We start from the raw sequence: 16,982 nt of genomic DNA on the forward strand, positions 1-16,982 counted from the left end.
GGAACGGACGCTTCCTTCGGACCGCCTTCCAGCGGGCCCTCCGGGCGCTTCGTTCTTTCGTGTTTCCAGCTTACCAGATGTTTTCCGCTCCGTTTACCGGGGCTTTTTGCATCTGAAATCTGGTGTTAACCGCCAAGTTGTGGCGACTCGGCCAACCATAGCGGGTCGGTTGCCGGAGCGCGAATCGAGGCTCGCCACGGGTCACCCGGACGGCGGCATGATTTGTTGCTCTCGCGAGCATATACAGCAATGGTCCCGGTTCGCCAAGATGGCTGTAGAGTGCGGCGCATCGGCTAAGAGGACTAGACCAGTCGCGGGTCGATGTGACGCCGGTCGGTAGACGGGTGGGGGCGTGGGTCTTCGCCCGGGAATGTCAACAGATGTCCGAAGTTGACATGATTTAGGCTTCAGTTGATCGTCGCGCCGCGCTCGCGGCCGCTTCGCTGTATTGCGTACTTGGGAGGCACAACCATGACCACTGTGACGTCGCCGCTGACCGGACAGGTCGTCGGGCTCGCGGGCGTTCCGGACCCGGTGTTCTCGGGCGCGATGGTCGGCCCGGGCACCGCGATCGACCCGGTTCGCGAGCCCACCGAGGCGGTCGCTCCGGTGGACGGCGTCGTGGTCTCCATGCACCCGCACGCCTTCGTGGTGGTGGACGCGGACGGGCACGGTGTGCTGACCCACCTGGGGATCGACACGGTGCAGCTGAACGGTGAGGGCTTCGAGCTGCTCGTCAACAAGGGCGACACGGTGACCCGCGGTCAGGCCGTGATCCGGTGGGACCCGGCCGCGGTCGAGGCCGCCGGCAAGTCGCCGATCTCGCCGATCGTGGCGCTGGAGGCCGCTCCCGACTCCCTGGGCAACCTGGTCGAGTCCGGCGAGGCCCAGGCCGGCGACCAGCTGTTCAGCTGGAACTGACCCCTCGGTCACCGACACACACCCGCCCCGCAGGAGTTGACGGGGCGACCCGGCACTCAGCGGTTCCCGGCGGGGCCGCTCCTCTCAGCGGAGAAACAGGAACATGGAGAAGACACTGCGCGGCGTGGGGGTCAGCCACGGGGTCGCGATCGGCCAGGTGCGGCACATGGGTACGGCGGTCCTGGAGCCCCCGGCCACCCAGATCCCGACCGAGGACGCCCCGCGTGAGCAGGCACGCGCCCAGGCGGCCGTCGAGGCGGTCGCGGCCGACCTGATCGCGCGCGGCAACCTGGCCGGCGGCGAGGCGCAGGCCGTGCTGGAGGCCCAGGCGCTGATGGCGCAGGACCCGGAGCTGATGGCCGACGTGTCCCGCCGGATCGCCGTCGGCAGCAGTGCCGAGCGCGGCGTGTACGACGCCTTCGCGGCCTACCGGGCGCTGCTGGCCTCCGCCGGGGAGTACCTGGCCGGGCGTGTCGCCGACCTGGACGACGTGCGCAACCGCATCGTGGCGCGCCTGCTGGGCGTGCCGATGCCGGGCGTGCCGGACAGCGACGAGCCGTACGTGCTGTTCGCGCGGGACCTGGCGCCGGCCGACACCGCGCTGCTGGACCCGACGCTGGTGCTCGGCTTCGTGACCGAGGAGGGCGGGCCGACCAGCCACAGCGCCATCCTGGCGCGGGCCATGGGCGTGCCGGCCGTGGTCGCGTTGTCGGGGGCGACGGACGTCGCCGAGGGCACCGTCGTCGCGGTGGACGGCAGTTCGGGCGACGTGCTGCTGGACCCGTCGCAGGAGAAGCAGGACGAGCTGCGGGCGGTCGCCGCCGAGCGCAAGGCCGCGCTGGCCGCCTCCTCCGGCCCGGGGCAGACCTCGGACGGGCACCGGGTGCCGCTGCTCGCCAACGTGGGCGGCCCGGCGGACGTGCCGGCCGCGCTGGAGAACGGTGCGGAGGGCGTCGGCCTGTTCCGTACCGAGTTCCTGTTCCTGGACGACTCGGCGAAGGCTCCCAGCGAGGAGAAGCAGGTCGAGGCGTACCGCAAGGTGCTGGAGGCCTTCCCGGAGGGCCGGGTCGTGGTCCGGGCGCTGGACGCGGGCGCGGACAAGCCGCTGGACTTCCTGACCCCGGCCGACGAGCCGAACCCGGCGCTGGGCGTGCGCGGTCTGCGCACCCTGCTGGAGCACCCGGAGGTGCTGCGCACCCAGCTGCGGGCGCTGGCCACGGCGGCCGCGGGCCTGCCGGTGCACCTTGAGGTGATGGCCCCGATGGTGGCCGACCGCAAGGACGCCGCGGACTTCGCCGCCGCGTGCCGCGAGGCCGGGCTGGACGCCAAGTTCGGTGCGATGGTGGAGATCCCGTCGGCCGCGCTGCGGGCCCGGTCGATCCTCCAGGAGGTCGAGTTCCTGTCGCTGGGGACCAACGACCTGGCCCAGTACACCTTCGCCGCCGACCGTCAGGTCGGTGCGCTGGCCCGGCTGCAGGACCCGTGGCAGCCGGCGCTGCTGGACCTGGTCGCCGCGGCCGCCGAGGCCGCGCAGGCGACCGGCAAGAGCTGTGGCGTCTGCGGTGAGGCGGCGTCCGACCCGCTGCTGGCCGTGGTGCTGACCGGTCTGGGCGTCACCAGCCTCTCCATGGGCTCGGCCTCGATCCCCTACGTCCGGAGCACGCTGGCGAAGTACACGCTGGCGCAGTGCCGCCGGGCCGCCGAGGCGGCCCGGGCCGCGGACAGCGCCGAGGAGGCGCGGGCCGCCGCGCAGCAGGTGCTCTCCGGCGAGTAGGAGCCGGGACCGGGAAGAGTAGGACCCGGGAAACGCTGAAGGGGCGCCCCCACCGCACCGGTGGGGGCGCCCCTTCGGCGTTCGCCCGGGTCGGTCAGGCCTGGCGGTCGACCCGGAGCCGCTCGAAGAAGCGCAGGTGGTCGAGGTTGTCGACCGAACCGGGGTTGACGGCCTGCTCCAGCGGGGTACCGGAGAGGATCCGCTTGACCGGGACCTCGATGCGCTTGCCGGTCAGCGTGTGCGGCAGGCCGCGGACGACGATCACCTCGTCCGGGACGTGGCGCGGGGAGAGCTCGGTGCGCAGCGAGGTGCGGATGCGGCCGATGAGGTCGTCGTCGAGTTCGGCGCCGGGGGCGAGGACGACGAACAGCGGCATCCAGTAGCCGCCGTCGGGCTCCTCCAGGCCGATGACCAGGGACTCGGCGATCTCGGGGAGACGCTCGACCACCTCGTAGATGTCCGAGGAGCCCATCCGGACGCCCTGGCGGTTGAGGGTGGAGTCGGAGCGGCCGTGGATGACGACGGTGCCCCGGGAGGTGACGGTGATCCAGTCGCCGTGGCGCCAGATGCCGGGGTAGGTGTCGAAGTAGCTGTCGTGGTACCGGGTGCCCTCGGGGTCGTTCCAGAAGCCGGTGGGCATCGACGGGATCGGCTTGGTGACGACGAGCTCGCCGACGGTGTCGGTGTGCGGGTGGCCCTGGACGTCCCAGGACTCGACGGCGGCGCCCAGGCAGGGGGCCTGGATCTCGCCGAGGTACACGGGCAGGGTGGGGACGCCGCCGACGAAGCAGGAGCAGACGTCGGTGCCGCCGCTGACCGAGGCGAGCCAGACGTCCTGCTTGACCTCGTCGTAGATCCAGCGGAAGCCGTCCGGCGGGAGCGGGGAGCCGGTGGTGCCGATGCAGCGGACGGCGGAGAGGTCGAGTTCGCGGCCGGGGTGCAGCTCGGCCTTGCGGCTGGCGATGACGTACGCGGCGGAGGTGCCGAGGACGGTGGCGCGGGTGCGGGCGGCGACGGACCACAGGGCGCCGGTGTCGGGGTGGCCGGGGCTGCCGTCGTAGGTGACGATCGTGGCCCCGACCAGGAGGCCGGCCAGCAGGAAGTTCCACATCATCCAGCCGGTGGAGGTGTACCAGAGGAAGCGGTCCCGGGGGCCGAGGTCGAGGTGGAGGCCGGCCTGCTTGAGGTGTTCGAGCAGGATGCCGCCCTGGCTCTGGACGATGGCCTTGGGCAGGCCGGTGGTGCCGGAGGAGTAGAGGACCCAGAGCGGGTGGTCGAAGGGGACCGGCTCGAACACCGGCGCCACGTCCTCGGCGACCAGGTCCTCCCACCGGAGGGCGCCCTCGGGGGCCGGGGCGCCGAGCAGCGGGACGTGCACCACGGTGTGCAGGCTGGGGAGTTCGCGGCGCAGCTCCGCGACGACCTCGGTGCGGTCGTGGTCCTTGCCGCCGTAGTGGTAGCCGTCGACGGCGAAGAGGACCGCGGGTTCGATCTGCTGGAGGCGGTCGAGGACGCTGCGGGCGCCGAAGTCGGGGGCGCAGCTGGTCCAGACGGCGCCGACGGCGGCGGTGGCGAGCAGCGCGACGGCGGCCTGCGGGATGTTCGGCAGGTAGGCGCTGACCCGGTCGCCGGGGCGGACGCCGCGGGCGCGCAGGGCGGCGGCCAGCGAGCCGACCTGGCGGCGCAGTTCGGACCAGCTGAGGGCGGCCGGCTGCTCGGTGGTCTCGTCCAGGTGGAGGATCGCCGGGCGGTCGGCGTTCGCCTCGTCCTCGGCGGCGCGCAGGGCGTGCTCGGCGTAGTTGAGGCGGGCGCCGGGGAACCAGCGGGCGCCGGGCATGGCCGGGTCGGCGAGGACGGCCTCGGGGGCCTCGGTGAAGCGGACGTCGAACCACTGCGTCACCGCGGTCCAGAAGCGGTCGAGGTCGGCGGTGGACCAGGCGTGCAGGTCCGCGTAGCGCTGGGCGGCCTGCTGGTCGTCGGCGGCCGGAGCGAGCGGGGCGGCCGGGGCTCCGTGGTGTTCGGCGGCCCAGGCCTGGAAGGCGACCAGGCTGGTGGCGGCGGCGCGAGCGGGGTTGGGGCGCCAGAGCGGCTGGTCCTGGGTTGGGGTGCTCACGGTGGTGGTCTCCCGGCCGGTGGTGGGGACGGGTGAGCTCGTGGCCAACCCGTCCGGTTGGGCTGTCGGTGCAGACCATGCCATGCGAGCGGCCGCTGCGCCAGGGTCGGCCGGGCGTTGCGCCACCCCTCGGCGGGCCGCCCCTCAGCGGGGGGTGAACTCGCCGTCGAACCAGCGGCGCAGGATGCCGTTGTGGAAGTCCCAGACCAGCGCGGTGTCGGCGGTGGCGAGCAGCCAGCCCTCGGTCTCGTCGGTGGGGAGGGAGGGCGGGAGTTCGGCGAGCGGGCGGGCGGGGAGGAGTCCGCAGAGCATGATGAAGCGGCCGTTGGGGTCGGAGGCCGTGTGGATCAGGCGGACGTCGGCGGCGTCGGCCAGGATGCCGGTCTCCTCGGCGAGTTCGCGCACGCAGGCCTGCTGCCAGCTCTCGCCGAAGTCCATGTAGCCGCCGGGGAAGGCGAGTTCGCCGTAGCCGGGTTCGATGGTGCGACGGATGACGACCAGGGCCGGCTCGGCGTCGGGCCGGGTGACGGGCAGGACGGTGACGGCGACGGGCAGCGGGTTGCGGTAGCTGATCTCGGCGCAGCCGGGGCAGGTGCGGGGCCAGCCGTCGGTGCCGGGCGCGTACGGCGTGCCGCAGAAGTGGCAGTGGGAGAACGGCCGGTGGGTGGTGCGGGTCGCTTCGTCGGTGGTCATGGGCGGATGGTAGCCCGGGGCTCAGCGGGGCCGGTCGTCGGTGGCGGGTGCGCCGGGGCCCGGGCCGTCCTCGCGGGCGGGGCGGAGCAGGGCGGGGTGCAGCAGTCGGGCGCCGCCGGCGTGGTAGGTGCGGGCGCGGGGGCCGCCGCGGGCGCCGCCGCGCTGGGTGGTGGTGCCGGTGCTCTCGACGAAGCCGGGGGCGGAGAGGACCTTGCGGTGGAAGTTGCCGGGGTGGAGCTTCTCGTCCCAGACGGCCTCGTAGACGGCGCGGAGGTCGGGGATGGTGAAGTCGTGGGGCAGGAAAGCGGTGGCGAGCGGGCTGTACTCCAGCTTGGCGCGCACCCGGTCGAGGCCGTCGGCCAGGATGCGGGCGTGGTCGAAGGCGAGCCGGATCGGCTGCGGTGCGACCGGCGGGGGGCCGGTGTGCCCGTCGACGCCACCCCCGTGGGTGTCGGCGGGCACACCGGCGGCTGGGGCGCGGTCCGAGGGCCGCGGGGCCGGGTCGAGATCGGCCACCGGGTGCCAGGCGGCGGCCGCGGCGTCCGTGCCGGCCTGCGGGTCGGGCAGGTCCGGGGCGAAGGCCAGGTAGGCGACGGAGACGACGTGCATCCGCGGGTCCCGCTCGGGGGCGCCGTAGGTGCCGAGTTGTTCGAGGTGCAGGCGGCAGAGCGCGGCCTCGGCCTCGGAGACGCCCTGGAGGCCCGTCTCCTCGGCGAGTTCGCGGGCGGCGGCCTCGTCGAGGCCCTCCTCCCCCGCCCGCAGGAAGCCGCCGGGCAGCGCCCAGCAGCCCTGGTAGGGCGGGGCGCCGCGCTCGACCAGCAGCACGTGCAGCCGGCCGCCGCGCAGCGTCAGGGCCACCACGTCGACGGTGACGGCGATCGGGGCGTAGGCGCGCGGGTCGTACGCGGCGAGCCACTCCTGCTCGGCCGTGGGCCCGGCGGCGGGCTGGGGGGACGCGTCGTCCGCTGCCATCGCCGGCTCCTCTCCGCGCCCCTGGGGCACCTGGTGCTGTCGTTCTCGGGATGAGCACAACGTAACGACTCCGTTCCCCGGCGGCAAACGGTTTTCCCGGTCGGCGGGGGGCTCCGGCTTCTAGGCTGTGACCAGGAACGACCGCGCCCGAGGAGACCGAGATGCCCACTGCTCCCCCGCCGGACTTCGCCACGGCGCTGGCGGCCGGCCCGCTGGTCCTGGACGGCGGGATGTCCAACCAGCTGGCCTCCGCGGGGCACGACCTGTCGGACGCGTTGTGGTCGGCGCGGCTGCTCGCGGACGACCCGGACGCCGTGGTGGCGGCGCACCGGGCGTACTTCGCGGCGGGGGCCGACGTCGCGATCACGGCGAGCTACCAGGCGAGCTTCGCGGGCTTCGCCCGGCGCGGGGTGGGGCACGCGGCGGCGGCCCGGTTGCTGGCGAGCAGCGTGGAGCTGGCCCGGGAGGCGGCGCGGGCCGAGCCGGGCGGCCGGCGGCGCTGGGTGGCGGCCTCGGTCGGCCCGTACGGGGCGGTGCTGGCGGACGGTTCGGAGTACCGGGGCCGGTACGGGCTGGACCACGCGGAGCTGGTGGCGTTCCACCGGCCCCGGCTGGAGGTGCTGGCGGCGGCCCGGCCGGACGTGCTGGCGCTGGAGACGGTGCCGGACGCGGACGAGGCGCGGGCGCTGCTGGAGCTGGTGCGCGGGCTGGGGGTGCCGGCCTGGCTGTCGTACAGCGTGGCGGACGGCCGGACCAGGGCCGGGCAGCCCTTGGAGGAGGCGTTCGCGCTGGCCGCGGAGGTGGACGAGGTGCTGGCGGTGGGTGTGAACTGCTGCACTCCGCGGGACGCGGACCTGGCAGTGGCGGTGGCCGCGGAGGTGACCGGGAAGCCGGTGGTGGTCTACCCGAACAGCGGGGAGCACTGGGACCCGGACCGCCGGGACTGGCGCGGGGAGCCGACCTTCCGCTCGGCGCGGGTGGGCGGCTGGCTGGCGGACGGCGCGCGCCTGGTCGGCGGCTGCTGCCGGGTCGGCACCGACGGGATCGCCGCGCTGGCGGCCGAGGTGTCGGTGCGGCGCGGGCTGCTCAGCGGGGTGGAAGGGTAGCGGACGGCGCGGGCGCGGAAGGTTAACACCGGGTCGAGCGCGGGTTACCGAGGGGGAAGGTGCACGGACGGACGGCGGCCTGGCAGACTCGTCCCGTCACCACTGCGGTCGACAATGTCGACCGCCTGTCGTCCGGAGGTATCCATGCCCGGCCCGATCCAGTCGCTCTCCCGGGCCGCCGCGATCATGCGCCTGCTGGCCGGCGGCGAGCGCCGCCTGGGGCTGTCCGAGGTCGCGACGGCACTGGACCTCGCCAAGGGCACCGCGCACGGCATCCTGCGCACGCTGCAGCAGGAGGGGTTCGTCGAGCAGGACCCGGAGAGCGGCAAGTACCAGCTGGGCGCCGAGCTGCTGCGGCTGGGACAGAGCTACCTGGACGTGCACGAGCTGCGGGCGCGGGCGCTGGTCTGGGCGGACGACCTGGCCCGGGCGGCCGGGGAGACCGTCTACCTGGGGGTGCTGCACCAGCAGGGCGTGCTGATCGTGCACCACGTGTTCCGGCCCGACGACACCCGGCAGGTGCTGGAGGTCGGCTCGATGCAGCCGCTGCACAGCACCGCGATCGGCAAGGTCCTGGTGGCCTACGACCCGGTCGCGCGCGGGGAGTTGGGCGACGGTCCGTACGAGTCGTACACCGTGCGGACGCTGACCGAGGCGAGCGACCTGGACGCCGAGTGCGCGCTGATCCGCGAGCGCGGCTGGGCGGACTCGATCGAGGAGACCTGGGACGGCGTGGCCTCGATCGCGGCGCTGATCCAGGACCGGCGGCGCAACCCGGTGGGCGCGGTGTGCATCAACGGGCCGGTCGAGCGGGTCTGCGAGGACGGCTTCGTGAAGCCCTCGCTGGTGGCCTCGGTGCGCAGCGCGGCGCGGGCGATCTCCCGCGACCTGGGCGCCGGGCGGTTCTGAGCAACGCGGTCGATTCGTCACGCTGAGGCGCGGACGGGCGGTGAGCCTGTCCGCGCCTTGGCGTTTTGCCCCGATTCGGGCCGCTCCGCTGGGTAACTTCGGGGGACCTTCCGAGGGAAGGGTCACAGCTGCGTAACCCCGCCTTGACGCGGGGCCGACCTGGGGAGGAAGCTTCCGCATGACGGTCGACATTGTCGAACGATGGCCGGGAAGATCACTCCCACGGCGCGCTCACCCGCACAGGGATCCACCGGCCACCTGCCCCCACCCGCACTTCGGGCCATGACAAGGGAGTCTTTGTGTCCGCCATCTCCAACGGCGACGTCTTCGTCGGCGAAACCCTCGGCACCGCCGCCCTGATACTCCTCGGCGGCGGCGTCTGCGCCGCCGTGACCCTCAAGAAGTCGAAGGCCTTCAACGCCGGCTGGCTGGCGATCACCTTCGGCTGGGGCTTCGCGGTCCTCATCGCCGCCTACATGACCGGGGCCAAGTCCGGCGCCCACCTCAACCCGGCCGTCACCATCGCCATCGCCGTCAAGACCGGCGAGTGGAGCCAGGTGCCGCTCTACATCGGCTCCCAGCTGCTCGGCGCGATCATCGGCGCCGTCATGGTCTGGCTCGCCTACCTCGGCCAGTTCCAGGCCAACAAGGAGCCCACCCTCGGCATCTTCTCGACCGGGCCCGAGATCCGGAACCCGCTCCAGAACGTGATCACCGAGGTCATCGGCACCTTCGTGCTCTGCATGGCGATCCTCACCCTCGGCACCACCAAGGGCCTGGGCGACAGCGGCATGGGCACCCTGATCGTCGCCCTCACCGTCGTGGGCATCGGCCTCTCCCTCGGTGGCCCGACCGGCTACGCGATCAACCCGGCCCGCGACCTCGGCCCGCGCATCGCCCACACCTTCCTGCCGATCCCGAACAAGGGCGGCTCGGACTGGTCGTACGCCTGGATCCCGGTCGTCGGCCCGATCCTGGGCGGCCTCGCGGCCGGCGGCGTCTACAACGCCCTGTTCTAAAGGCCCGGTTGGAAACCGCCGAGCACGGGGACTGACCGGACGTACGGGTAACGAACGTCCGTGTCAGGCCCACCCACCCCGTAACCCCCGAACTTGAGCCGAGGACCCTCCACATGACCTCCACCGGTAACTACATCGCCGCGATCGACCAGGGCACCACCTCCAGCCGCTGCATCATCTTCGGCGCCGACGGCCGGATCGTCTCCGTCGACCAGCAGGAGCACCGGCAGATCTTCCCCCAGCCCGGCTACGTCGAGCACGACGCCGCCGAGATCTGGACCCGGGTGCAGTCGGTCGTCCGCGGTGCGCTGGAGAAGGCCGGCCTGACCAAGGACGACATCCGCGCGATCGGCATCACCAACCAGCGCGAGACCACCGTCCTGTGGGACAAGAACACCGGTGAGCCGGTGCACAACGCGCTGGTGTGGCAGGACACCCGCACCGAGGCGCTCTGCCGCGAACTGGGCCGCAACGTCGGCCAGGACCGCTTCCGCCGCGAGACCGGCCTCCCGCTGGCCAGCTACTTCGCCGGCCCGAAGATCCGCTGGCTGCTGGACAACGTCGAGGGCCTGCGCGAGCGCGCCGAGGCCGGCGACATCCTGTTCGGCACCATGGACACCTGGGTGATCTGGAACCTCACCGGCGGTGTGAACGGCGGCAAGCACGTCACCGACGTGACCAACGCCAGCCGCACCATGCTGATGAACCTGAACACCCTGGCGTGGGACGAGAAGATCGCCGACTCGATGGGCGTGCCGCTGACCGTCCTCCCGGAGATCCGCTCCTCCGCCGAGGTCTACGGCGAGGCCGTCGGCGACCTGGCCGGCGTCCCGGTCGCCGCCGCGCTCGGCGACCAGCAGGCCGCCCTGTTCGGCCAGACCTGCTTCAACGAGGGCGAGGCCAAGTCGACCTACGGCACCGGCACCTTCCTGCTGCTGAACACCGGCGAGAAGATCGTCAACTCGTACCACGGCCTGCTGACCACGGTCGGCTACCGGATCGGCGACCAGGCCCCGGTCTACGCGCTGGAGGGCTCGATCGCCGTCACCGGCTCGCTCGTCCAGTGGCTGCGCGACCAGCTCGGCATCATCTCCACCGCCGCCGAGATCGAGACCCTCGCCAACACCGTCGAGGACAACGGCGGCGCCTACTTCGTCCCGGCCTTCTCCGGCCTGTTCGCCCCGTACTGGCGCTCCGACGCCCGCGGTGTGATCGCCGGTCTGACCCGGTACGTCACCAAGGGCCACCTGGCCCGGGCCGTCCTGGAGGCCACCGCCTGGCAGACCCGCGAGGTCGTCGACGCCATGCAGAAGGACTCCGGCGTCGAGCTCACCGCCCTCAAGGTCGACGGCGGCATGACCAGCAACAACCTGCTCATGCAGAACATCGCCGACGTCCTGGACGCCCCGGTCGAGCGCCCGTACGTGGCCGAGACCACCGCCCTCGGCGCCGCCTACGCGGCCGGTCTCGCCGTCGGCTTCTGGAACGACCTCGACACCCTGCGGGCCAACTGGCACCGCGCCGCCGAGTGGACCCCGCGCATGGACGAGGACACCCGGGAGCGCGAGTACAAGAAGTGGCTCAAGGCCGTGGAGCGCACCATGGGCTGGGTGGAGGAGGAAGAGACCAACTGACCGACCCGCCGGTCGGGGCCCCGTGCCCCGGCCGGCCGCCCGCTGTTCCGGCACCGGGCGCAACCGTGTTCCACCGGCCCGCCGCACCGGGCCGACCGGCCTCTCCAGCAGGGGCCGCACCGCACCCGAGAGGAGTAACGGCGCAGCCGGAACAGCGCGCCGTACACAACCACCATGGCAACCATCCCGACCCTGGGCGCCGAGCGCACCGCCGGCCGCACCGCTTCCCGCGCCGAGACCCGTGAGCTGCTCGGCAAGGCCACCTACGACCTGCTGGTGATCGGGGGCGGCATCCTCGGCACGGCCGTCGCCTGGACCGCGTCCCAGGCCGGCCTGAAGGTCGCCATGGTCGACGCCGGCGACTTCGCCGGCGCCACCTCCAGCGCCTCCTCCAAGCTCGTCCACGGCGGTCTGCGCTACCTGCAGACCGGCGCGGTCAAGCTCGTCGCCGAGAACCACAAGGAGCGCCGCGCGCTCTCCACCGACGTGGCCCCGCACCTGGTCAACCCGCTGACCTTCTTCGTGCCGGTCTACAAGGGCGGCCCGCACGGCGCGGCCAAGCTCGGCGCCGGCGTGTTCCTCTACTCGGCGCTGTCCGCCTTCCGCGACGGCATGGGCCGGGTCTCCACCGCCGCGCACGCCGCCCAGCAGGTGCCCGCGCTGCGCACCGAGGGCCTGCGCTCGGTGGCCGTCTACGGCGACCACCAGATGAACGACTCGCGCGTCGCGGTGATGACCGTGCGCGCCGCCGTCGACGCCGGCGCCGTGGTCCTCAACCACGCCGAGGTCACCGGTCTGCGCTTCACCGGCGGCCGGGTCACCGGCGCCGAGCTGCGCGACCGCCTGGACGGCAGCGAGTTCGGCGTGAACGCCCGCCTGGTGCTCAACGCCACCGGCCCGTGGGTCGACCACCTGCGCACGATGGAGGACGCCGGCGCCGCGCCGTCGATCCGCCTCTCCAAGGGCGCCCACGTCGTCGTCAAGCGCCGCTCGCCGTGGCGCGCCGCGCTGACCATCCCGATCGACAAGTACCGCGTCTCCTTCGCCATCCCGTGGGAGGACCACGTCCTCCTCGGCACCACCGACGAGGAGTACACCGGCGACCCGAAGGACGTCCGGGCCACCGAGGCGGACATCGACCAGATCATGGGCGAGGCCGCACACGCGATCCGCGACGAGCACCTCGACCGCGACCTGATCACCTACTCCTTCGCCGGCCTGCGCGTGCTGCCCGGCGGCCCGGGTGACACCGCCGCCGCCAAGCGCGAGACCGTCGTCACCGAGGGCCGCGGCGGCATGCTGTCGGTCTCCGGCGGCAAGTGGACCACCTACCGGCACATCGGCCGCGCGGTGCTGGAGAAGCTGGCCCACGTGCCCGGCACCGGCCTCGCCGAGGACATGTCCCCGATCGCCCCGACCGTCCCGCTGCCGGGCGTCGGCGCGCCGAACGCCGTCGCGCACCGGCTGCTGATCGACCGCGAGCCGGGCTCGCGGATGGAGCCGCTGGTCGCCAAGCACCTGGCCAGCCACTACGGCACCCTGTCCTTCGACATCGCCCGCATGATCGACGAGAACCCGGAGCTCGGCCGGCCGATCCACGCCGACGGCCCGGACGTCTGGGCGCAGGTCGCCTACGCGGCCGACAACGAGTGGGCGTACACCACGGACGACGTGCTGCGCCGCCGCACCACCATGACGGTGCGCGGGCTGGACACCCCGGAGATCCGGGACGAGGTCGAGGCCTTCCTCGCGAAGCGCGGGAACAAGTAGACGCGTAACTGCGGTACGGCGGGCGGGCGTTCGGGGTTTCCCCGGGCGCCCGCCCGCGTTTTCACACCACGGCGCCCGCCCTGACCACGTGCCGGAGGTGCCGCTCCGGGCGGGTCAGCACGGTGAGGTCGGCCAGCGGGTCGCCGTCGACGACCAGCAGGTCCGCGTGCGCGCCCGGGGCGAGGGTGCCGATCTCCCCCGCCAGGCCGAGCAGCCGGGCCGCCGTGGTGGTCGCCGAGCGGAGCACGTCGGGGGCCGGCTGGACCTGGGCGCGCAGGGTGAACTCCTCCAGCTGGGCGTGGTGCAGCGGGCCGAGCAGGTCGCTGCCGTAGACCAGGTTGACGCCCGCGCGGTGGGCGAGCTCCAGGGCCTCCAGGCCGCGGTCGCGGACCTCGGCGAGCTTGGCCAGTGAGGCCGGCGGCAGGCCGGAGGCGGCGCCGAGCTTCGCGGTCCGCTCGTAGGCGACCAGGGTGGGGACCAGGAAGGCGTCCTTCTCCAGCAGCAGCGCGACGGTGGTGCCGTCCAGCAGGTTGCCGTGTTCGACGCAGCGCACGCCGGCCCGCAGGGCGCGGTCGATCGCGCGCGGGTGGTAGGCGTGCACGGTGACGTAGCGGTTGTGGTTCTCGGCCTCCTCGACGGCCGCCCGGATCTCCTCCTCGCTGTACTGGACCGCGGCGATCTCGTCGTGCGGGGAGGCGACGCCGCCGGAGAGCAGCACCTTGAGGTGCCGGGCGCCCTTGCGGAACTCGTCCCGGGCGGCGGCGCGCACCGCGTCCACACCGTCGGCGATCCGGCCGAAGTGGGGGCGGGCCTCGCAGCAGGGCAGCGAGTCGTCACCGAGCGGGCGCAGGTCGCCGTGGCCGCCGGTCTGGGAGAGCGCCTTGCCGCCGTGCAGCAGGCGCGGACCGGGGACGAGGCCCTCGGCCAGGGCGCGGGCCATGCCGTGGTCGGCGCCGCCGACGTCGCGGACGGTGGTGAAGCCGCGGCGCAGCATCCGTTCGGCCTCGGCCAGGGCGCGGACGGTGGCGTAGCCGGGCGTCCAGTTCGCGACGTCGCGCAGGTCGAGCGAGGTGACCAGCAGGTGGACGTGGGCGTCGATCAGGCCGGGCAGCACGGTGGCGCCCCGTGCGTCCAGGACCCGGACCGCTTCGGTGGCGGTCGGCGGGCGGCCGGTGCCGGTGGCGGTGATCCGGCCGTCGGCGGCCTCCAGCCAGCCGGGGTCGGTGCGGGTGCCGTCCTCGGGGTGGAGCAGGTGGGCGTTGGTGATCAGCAGGCGGGTCATGTCCGGCTCCTTCGGCCGCGCGTGGTTCAGTACGGCTCGTATTGAATACGACTCGTACTGAATACACCATGTATCGTGCTGCTGTGAACCCACCCCCCACCGAAGCCGCCGCTCCCCGACCGCCCCGGCGGCGCGTCCACACCCGGGCCCGACTGCTCGCCGCGGCGAGCGAGCTGTTCCTCTCCGTCGGCTTCGCGCGGACGAGCATCGAGGACGTCTGCGCCGCCGCCGGGTACACCCGCGGGGCCTTCTACTCGAACTTCGCCGGCAAGGAGGACCTGCTGCTGGCCCTCTTCGACGACCAGGCCGCCCGGCGGATCACCGAGCTGGAGCGGCTCGCCGCCGCCTGCGAGGCGCTCGCGCCGCCGGAGCGGGCCCGGCTGCTGGTCGAGGCGCTGCTGCGGGTCGAGCCGGCGGAGAGCGGGTGGATCCTACTGTTCCTGGAGTTCCGGCTGGTCGCGGCCCGGTCCGCGGAGCTGGCCGAACAGCTCGCCGCGCACGACCGGACGGTGGCGCGGGCGCTGGCCGACGTCCTGGAGCGGGTGCTGCCCGAGCTGGTGCCGGCCGGAGCCGGGGCCGGGCGGACGGCGGCGGTCGTGCTGGCGGCGCGCGAGGGGGTGCTGGCCCGTACGGCGGCCGGCGGCGCGGCGGCCGAGGAGCTGCTGGCGGCCACCACGGCGGTGCTCTCGGGGCTGCTCGGGCACTGACCGCGAACGCCGCAGGGGCGGCACCCGTACGGTACGGGTGCCGCCCCTGCGGGCGAAGGCGCGCCGGGCGCGCTAGATGATCAGGCTCAACGGCATGATCAGGGCGATCGCGACCACCGAGATCACCGTCTCCATCACCGACCAGGACTTGAGCGTCTGCCCGACGCTCATCCCGAAGTACTCCTTCACCAGCCAGAAGCCGGCGTCGTTGACGTGCGACAGGAACAGCGAGCCGGCCCCGATCGCGAGCACCAGCAGGGCCGCGTGGGTCGAGGACATGTTCGCGGCGAGCGGCGACACGATGCCGGCCGCGGTGATGGTGGCCACCGTCGCCGAGCCGGTGGCCAGGCGGATCAGCACGGCGATCAGCCAGCCCAGCAGCAGCGCGGAGATGTGCCACTTGCCGGACCACTCGCTCACCGCGTTGCCGACGCCCACGTCGATCAGGGTCTGCTTGAAGCCGCCGCCGGCGCCGACGATGAACACGATCCCGGCGATCGGGCCGAGCGACTTTCCGACGGTGTCGGAGATCCGGGCCCGGTCGAAGCCGGCCGCCCTGCCGAGGGTCAGCATGGCGAGCAGGGTCGCGGCGAGCAGGGCGATCAGCGGGGAGCCGATGAAGTCGAAGACCCGCTGGCCGACCGCCTTCGGGTCGTCGATCACCACGTCGGCCAGGGCCTTGCCGAGCATCAGCACGACGGGCAGCAGGATGGTCGCCATCACCGCGCCGAACGACGGGGTGCGCTCGGACCTGGTGGTCTCCTCGGGGGCCGTGGCGGCCGGGACCTCCAGCGGGCCCACCCAGCGCTCGGCGACCCGGGCGAACAGCGGGCCGGCGATGATCAGGGTCGGGACGGCGATCAGCAGGCCGAGCGCCAGGGTGATGCCGAGGTCGGCCTTGAGCGCGTCGACCGCGACCAGCGGGCCCGGGTGCGGGGGCACCAGGCCGTGCAGCACCGACAGGCCGGCCAGGGCCGGGATGCCGACCCGCATCAGCGGCACGTTGCCGCGGCGGGCGACCAGCAGCACGATCGGGATCAGCAGGACGACGCCGACCTCGAAGAACAGCGGCAGGCCGAGCACGGCGGCGATCAGCGCCATCGCCCAGGGCAGCGCCTTGTTGCCGGTCCGGGACAGCACGGTGTCCGCGATGATGTTGGCGCCGCCCGAGTCCGCGAGCAGCTTGCCGAGCATCGCGCCCAGGCCGATCAGCAGACCGACGCTGGCCACGGTGGAACCGAAGCCCGTGGAGAAGCTGCTCAGCAGCTTGTCGAAGGGGGCGCCCGCGACGGCGGCCAGCAGGCCGGAGCCGAGCGTGAGGGCGAGGAACGGGTGCAGTTTCAGCTTGGTGATCAGCAGGACGATCGCGCCGATGCTGAGCAGCACCGCGATCAGCAGCTGGGAGTCGCTGCCGGTGTGCGGCAGGGCCGGTGGGGCGGCCGCCAGGAGGGTGGGGGCAATACTCACGCGAGGTCTCCATTGACGGGCCGCAGCAGCGCCACGGCCATCTCGACGAGTTCTTCGGGGGACGGGCCCACGTCCAGGACGGCGCCGCGCTCGTCCGCACCCAGGGGCTCCAGGGTGGCGTACTGGGATCCGAGCAGCGACGACGGCATGAAGTGGCCGGTGCGGTGGGAGAGCCGGTCCTCGACCAGCTCGTGACCGCCGCTGAGGTGCAGGAAGAAGGCGCCCGGGGCGGCCGCGCGCAGGATGTCGCGGTAGCCGTGCTTCAACGCCGAGCAGGTGACCACGCCGCCGGTGCCGGACTCGGTGCGCTCCCCGAGCCAGGCGCCGATGGCGCGCAGCCAGGGTTCCCGGTCCCGGTCGTCCAGCGGCATGCCGGCGGACATCTTGGCGATGTTGGCCGGCGGGTGGAACTCGTCCGCCTCGGCGAAGGGGAGATCGAGGCGGTCGGCCAGGAGGCGGGCCAGGGTGGTCTTGCCGACACCGGAGACGCCCATCACCACGACGGTGAGGGGGGTGCCCGGGAGGGCGCGGTTCTCGACGTTGAGAGCCATCGGTGGTGCTCCTTCGTTGCAGGCCGCCACTATCGCCTCAAAGATATGACGTATTCAAGTGCCG

Annotated in this window: 14 protein-coding genes; 8 read left to right on the top strand and 6 right to left on the bottom strand. The window is 73.2% G+C overall.

Translation table 11 applies throughout. The features are described from left to right. Nucleotides 1-471 precede the first annotated feature (471 nt). Both ACFC1T_RS26130 and ptsP read left to right on the top strand, forming a co-directional pair. Nucleotides 472-921, top strand: a complete 450-nt coding sequence (locus tag ACFC1T_RS26130; protein ID WP_375892293.1) for a PTS glucose transporter subunit IIA — start codon at nucleotides 472-474, stop codon at nucleotides 919-921. Nucleotides 922-1,024: 103 nt separating this feature from the next. After that, nucleotides 1,025-2,695, top strand: coding sequence for a phosphoenolpyruvate--protein phosphotransferase (gene ptsP / locus ACFC1T_RS26135; RefSeq protein WP_375892295.1), 1,671 nt, complete (start codon nucleotides 1,025-1,027; stop codon nucleotides 2,693-2,695). A 94-nt stretch (nucleotides 2,696-2,789) separates the two neighbouring features. Here ptsP and ACFC1T_RS26140 read toward each other — a convergent pair whose 3' ends face one another. The 3 genes from ACFC1T_RS26140 to ACFC1T_RS26150 all read right to left on the bottom strand — a co-directional run bounded on the left by ACFC1T_RS26140 (nucleotide 2,790) and on the right by ACFC1T_RS26150 (nucleotide 6,473). Then, complete coding sequence (locus tag ACFC1T_RS26140; RefSeq protein WP_375892297.1) at nucleotides 2,790-4,808, bottom strand: acetoacetate--CoA ligase; 2,019 nt, start codon at nucleotides 4,806-4,808, stop codon at nucleotides 2,790-2,792. Between the two features lie 144 nt (nucleotides 4,809-4,952). Continuing rightward, entirely contained in the window at nucleotides 4,953-5,501 is a 549-nt protein-coding gene (locus ACFC1T_RS26145) for an NUDIX domain-containing protein (protein ID WP_375892299.1), read from the bottom strand. Nucleotides 5,502-5,522: 21 nt separating this feature from the next. Further along, nucleotides 5,523-6,473: an NUDIX domain-containing protein gene (locus ACFC1T_RS26150; protein ID WP_375892301.1), complete on the bottom strand. Its 951-nt coding sequence runs from the start codon at nucleotides 6,471-6,473 to the stop codon at nucleotides 5,523-5,525. Nucleotides 6,474-6,634: 161 nt separating this feature from the next. Between ACFC1T_RS26150 and mmuM the strand changes: the two genes are divergently transcribed. From mmuM to ACFC1T_RS26175, 5 genes are all read left to right on the top strand, one after another. Beyond that, nucleotides 6,635-7,579: a homocysteine S-methyltransferase gene (gene mmuM / locus ACFC1T_RS26155; RefSeq protein WP_375892303.1), complete on the top strand. Its 945-nt coding sequence runs from the start codon at nucleotides 6,635-6,637 to the stop codon at nucleotides 7,577-7,579. Between the two features lie 144 nt (nucleotides 7,580-7,723). Beyond that, nucleotides 7,724-8,488, top strand: a complete 765-nt coding sequence (locus ACFC1T_RS26160) for an IclR family transcriptional regulator (protein WP_375892305.1) — start codon at nucleotides 7,724-7,726, stop codon at nucleotides 8,486-8,488. Nucleotides 8,489-8,796: 308 nt separating this feature from the next. Continuing rightward, complete coding sequence (locus tag ACFC1T_RS26165; RefSeq protein WP_375892419.1) at nucleotides 8,797-9,507, top strand: MIP/aquaporin family protein; 711 nt, start codon at nucleotides 8,797-8,799, stop codon at nucleotides 9,505-9,507. Between the two features lie 113 nt (nucleotides 9,508-9,620). Then, complete coding sequence (glpK, locus tag ACFC1T_RS26170; RefSeq protein WP_375892307.1) at nucleotides 9,621-11,141, top strand: glycerol kinase GlpK; 1,521 nt, start codon at nucleotides 9,621-9,623, stop codon at nucleotides 11,139-11,141. A 174-nt stretch (nucleotides 11,142-11,315) separates the two neighbouring features. Then, nucleotides 11,316-12,911, top strand: coding sequence for an FAD-dependent oxidoreductase (locus ACFC1T_RS26175; protein WP_375892308.1), 1,596 nt, complete (start codon nucleotides 11,316-11,318; stop codon nucleotides 12,909-12,911). A gap of 61 nt (nucleotides 12,912-12,972) precedes the next feature. Here ACFC1T_RS26175 and ACFC1T_RS26180 read toward each other — a convergent pair whose 3' ends face one another. After that, nucleotides 12,973-14,193, bottom strand: coding sequence for an amidohydrolase family protein (locus ACFC1T_RS26180; protein ID WP_375892310.1), 1,221 nt, complete (start codon nucleotides 14,191-14,193; stop codon nucleotides 12,973-12,975). 83 nt (nucleotides 14,194-14,276) lie between these two features. Here ACFC1T_RS26180 and ACFC1T_RS26185 point away from each other — a divergent pair, with 83 nt between their 5' ends. After that, nucleotides 14,277-14,900: a TetR/AcrR family transcriptional regulator gene (locus ACFC1T_RS26185; protein WP_375892311.1), complete on the top strand. Its 624-nt coding sequence runs from the start codon at nucleotides 14,277-14,279 to the stop codon at nucleotides 14,898-14,900. Between the two features lie 72 nt (nucleotides 14,901-14,972). On the opposite strand, the gene ACFC1T_RS26190 is transcribed toward ACFC1T_RS26185, so the two are convergent. Then, nucleotides 14,973-16,361 carry a gluconate:H+ symporter gene (locus tag ACFC1T_RS26190; RefSeq protein ID WP_375892421.1) on the bottom strand — a complete coding sequence of 463 codons (1,389 nt, stop codon included), beginning with the start codon at nucleotides 16,359-16,361 and terminating at the stop codon, nucleotides 14,973-14,975. A gap of 2 nt (nucleotides 16,362-16,363) precedes the next feature. Then, on the bottom strand, nucleotides 16,364-16,918 hold the full coding sequence (locus ACFC1T_RS26195) for a gluconokinase (RefSeq protein ID WP_375892313.1): 555 nt from the start codon (nucleotides 16,916-16,918) through the stop codon (nucleotides 16,364-16,366). Nucleotides 16,919-16,982 lie beyond the last annotated feature (64 nt).

The sequence above is a fragment of the Kitasatospora sp. NPDC056076 genome (genome assembly GCF_042266305.1).
GTDB lineage: Bacteria > Actinomycetota > Actinomycetes > Streptomycetales > Streptomycetaceae > Kitasatospora.